Here is a 3,819-nt window from a genome sequence, read left to right on the forward strand (position 1 = left end):
GAGCTGGGCGGAAAATCCCCGCTGATTATCTGTGAAGATGCCGATCTGGATCTGGCAGCAGATATTGCCATGATGGCCAATTACTATAGTTCCGGTCAGGTCTGTACCAATGGAACCCGGGTATTTATTCCTTTGGCCTTGAAAGCAGAATTTGAAGACAAGATTTTGCAGCGTATTCCTTATATCCGTATGGGGGATCCACTTGATCCTGAGACCAATTTCGGTCCAGTTTCCAGCTTCTCTCATATGGAAAAAGTGCTGGATTATATCGAACAGGGCAAAAAAGAGGGTGCTCGTTTACTTTGTGGTGGTGGCCGTGCCGAAGATGAGCAATTTGCCCAAGGTGCTTACGTGCTACCCACGGTATTTACCGATTGCCGTGACGACATGACAATTGTCCGTGATGAAATTTTTGGACCGGTCATGAGTATCCTCAGTTATGACTCTGAAGAAGAAGTGATTCAACGTGCCAATGCCACAGAATATGGTCTGGCCGCTGGTGTAGTCACGCCTAATTTGTCTCGCGCCCATCGGATCATTCATCAGATCGAAGCCGGTATTTGCTGGATCAATACCTGGGGCGAATCACCGGCAGAAATGCCTGTCGGTGGCTATAAACATTCGGGTGTCGGTCGCGAAAACGGTATTGTTACACTACAGCAATATACCCAGACCAAGTCAGTTCAGGTCGAACTCAGTCCTTTCCAATCCGTGTTTAACGCATAAGGGGGAGGATGAATGAATTACGACTATATTATTATTGGTGCAGGTTCTGCGGGTAATGTACTGGCTGCGCGTTTAACGGAAGATCCAGAGATCAAAGTCTTGTTGCTGGAAGCGGGTGGTCCGGATCATCGTCTGGATTTTAGAACCCAGATGCCAGCCGCTTTGGCTTATCCATTACAGGGACGACGCTATAACTGGGCCTATCTGACCGACCCCGAACCACATATGAATAACCGTCGGATGGAATGCGGTCGTGGTAAAGGCTTGGGCGGTTCCTCGTTAATTAACGGCATGTGCTACATTCGCGGTAATGCCATGGATCTGGAACAATGGGCCAGCCTGAAGGGGCTTGGACACTGGAGCTATGCCGAATGTCTGCCATATTATAAAAAAGCGGAAAGCCGTGATATTGGTGGCAATGATTATCATGGCGATTCTGGACCGGTTTCGGTGGCAACGCCTAAACAGGGCAATAATGAACTGTTTCATGCCATGATCGAAGCGGGTGTACAGGCCGGTTATCCACGTACTGATGATCTGAACGGTTATCAACAGGAAGGCTTTGGTCCGATGGATCGAACTGTGACGCCGCAAGGCCGTCGTTCCAGTACTGCACGCGGTTATCTGGACATGGCCAAAGGTCGCGACAACCTGACGATTATTACCCATGCCATGACCAATAGAATTCTGTTTAACCAGAAACAGGCGATAGGTGTAGAGTATTTCGAGGGGCAAAATACCTTGCAGCCGATTCAGGTGTTTGCCGATCGTGAAGTGCTACTTTGTGCTGGTGCAATTGCATCACCGCAAATCCTGCAACGTTCTGGTGTGGGTTCGGCTGACCTGTTAAAAAGTCTGGATATTCCTGTAGTTCAGGATTTACCGGGAGTGGGTGAAAACCTGCAAGACCATCTGGAAATGTACTTGCAATATAAGTGCAAAAAACCGGTTAGCTTATATCCGGCTTTGAAATGGTATAACCAGCCGATGATTGGGGCAGAATGGTTATTTTTGGGTAAGGGCATTGGCGCGAGCAATCAGTTTGAAGCAGGTGGTTTTATCCGCTCTTCAGATGAATTTGAATGGCCGAATATTCAGTATCACTTTTTACCGATTGCGATTAACTACAATGGTACCAACGCCATTCACGAGCATGGTTTTCAAGCTCATGTTGGCTCAATGCGCTCACCGTCGCGTGGCCGTGTCCGTCTGAAATCCAAAGACCCGTTTGAGCATCCAAGTATTCTGTTTAACTATATGAGTACGGAACAGGACTGGCGTGAGTTCCGTGATGCGATCCGGATCACCCGGGAAATTATGCAGCAGCCGGCACTTGATCCTTATCGCGGTGAAGAAATCAGTCCAGGTAAAGAGGTACAGACCGATGCCGAGATTGATGAATTTGTGCGTCAGCATGCAGAAACGGCTTATCATCCCTCTTGCAGCTGTAAAATGGGTGAAGATGACATGGCGGTAGTCGATGGTTATGGACGCGTGCATGAAATGCAGAGTCTGCGTGTGATTGATGCCTCGATTATGCCTTTGATTATTACCGGTAACCTCAATGCAACCACCATTATGATGGCTGAAAAACTGGCAGACCATATTCGTGGCAAGCCTGCTCTTGCGCCTTCATCTGCACCTTTCTACAAGGCATCTCCCGCTTAACTCATAGCTTCATTTTCTGTTGCCGAGTGCAAACAGGAATAAAGCAAAATTTAATTTACCTCAAGCTTTATAAGGCCGTCACCGGTTTAGGTCTTATTTAGCCTGTGCTTAATACAATTTATATTTTATGAAAATGTTATATAAAGCAGTGCTGTTTGGCTGTGCTGCTGTTTCAAGTCTTTACTGTTATGCCGATGATATAGAAACAAAAAAAATCGAAACGAGTGGAAATATTAGCGTAGTTTCGAAATATGTCTCCCGTGGTTTAACCAATGCACCTGAAAATGATGATGTTGCTGTGCAGGCTGCATTGAATCTGGCTTATGGCAATTTTTATGTCGGATATTGGGGATCTATGCTTGGATATTCTTATGCAGAAGTGCAGGGACGTCAGGGACATCGTTCAGATAAATTCGAGCATGATTTTCTGGTGGGTTATACCCATAGCAGCAAAAATTATGACTTGGATCTGTGGAATGCAACCTATTATTATCCGGGTGGTGAGAACACGACTGGCAATGAGCTGGGCTTGAATGTCAGTCGTGCGTTGAATGATCAGACCAGTATCGGGGCCAGCATCTCGGCCTATCTGTATGATGTGGCTTATGCCAATCAGGGCGATACTTTTTATACACTGAATCTGAGCCACCAGTTAAATGATCGCCTGAATGCCAGCGTTACGGCAGCAGGGAGCTATTTTAACGATGAAGGCAAATACGAAGGTGGTGAACTGGGCGATACCGAAAAGCAGTTTGCCTTTCGTTATGCTTCTACCGGACTTAGTTATACGCTTTTACCGCAGTTGAGTGTGTCTGGTGAATATATCTTTGGCGGTTATGACCGTTATGATGACAAGCAGCGTAATCTTGCAGTAGTTGCACTGAGTTATGATTTTTAAAATTATGAAATCATTCAGACTAGGCGGGTGAAAATCTGCCTTATCTGCAACTATTGATTGATAGCATAAGCCATGACTTGAAGTTGATTCATGCTCCGGCAGCTCAGGAAAGGTTGAGGGTTTGGTTTAATCTGCCAGAATTTCAGACAAATATTATCAATTTCATAAAATAATTCTATAATAGCGCCCATTCTCGGCAGCGTTATCCAGACACTTAGTTAAATGGTATAACCTGACCATTTTTTATTTTTCATTCAAGTTCTCCTCCGTGAACCGGCTTGTATATTCAGATTCAGCATCTTATCTGTCCGTGACGGCACGTAAGAATATTTAGGTATCCACATGGAAATTAAGGTCAATTATCTCGATAATCTTCGCCAGGAAGCCAAGTTCGATGACTTCACGGTAATCGCCGATCAGCCGATCCGCTATAAAGGCGATGGTTCGGCACCCGGCCCATTCGATTATTTTCTGGCGTCATCGGCACTTTGTGCGGCTTATTTTGTCAAAGTCTATTGCGCAGCACG

General features: G+C 45.8%; 4 protein-coding genes. All 4 read left to right on the forward strand.

What is annotated here, in order from left to right; translation table 11 throughout:
• The coding region (locus tag B4033_RS10505) for an aldehyde dehydrogenase family protein (RefSeq protein ID WP_286833748.1) at window positions 1–726 on the forward strand (726 nt) is incomplete at its 5' end.
• Between the two features lie 12 nt (window positions 727–738).
• Entirely contained in the window at window positions 739–2,394 is a 1,656-nt protein-coding gene (gene betA / locus B4033_RS10510) for a choline dehydrogenase (protein ID WP_286833752.1), read from the forward strand.
• A 127-nt stretch (window positions 2,395–2,521) separates the two neighbouring features.
• On the forward strand, window positions 2,522–3,292 hold the full coding sequence (locus tag B4033_RS10515; RefSeq protein ID WP_286833755.1) for a hypothetical protein: 771 nt from the start codon (window positions 2,522–2,524) through the stop codon (window positions 3,290–3,292).
• 342 nt (window positions 3,293–3,634) lie between these two features.
• On the forward strand, window positions 3,635–3,819 hold a 185-nt coding region (locus tag B4033_RS10520), incomplete at its 3' end, for an OsmC family protein (protein WP_286833759.1).

Origin of the sequence: Acinetobacter sp. UBA3132, assembly GCF_002364825.1 — a bacterium.
GTDB lineage: Bacteria > Pseudomonadota > Gammaproteobacteria > Pseudomonadales > Moraxellaceae > Acinetobacter > Acinetobacter schindleri.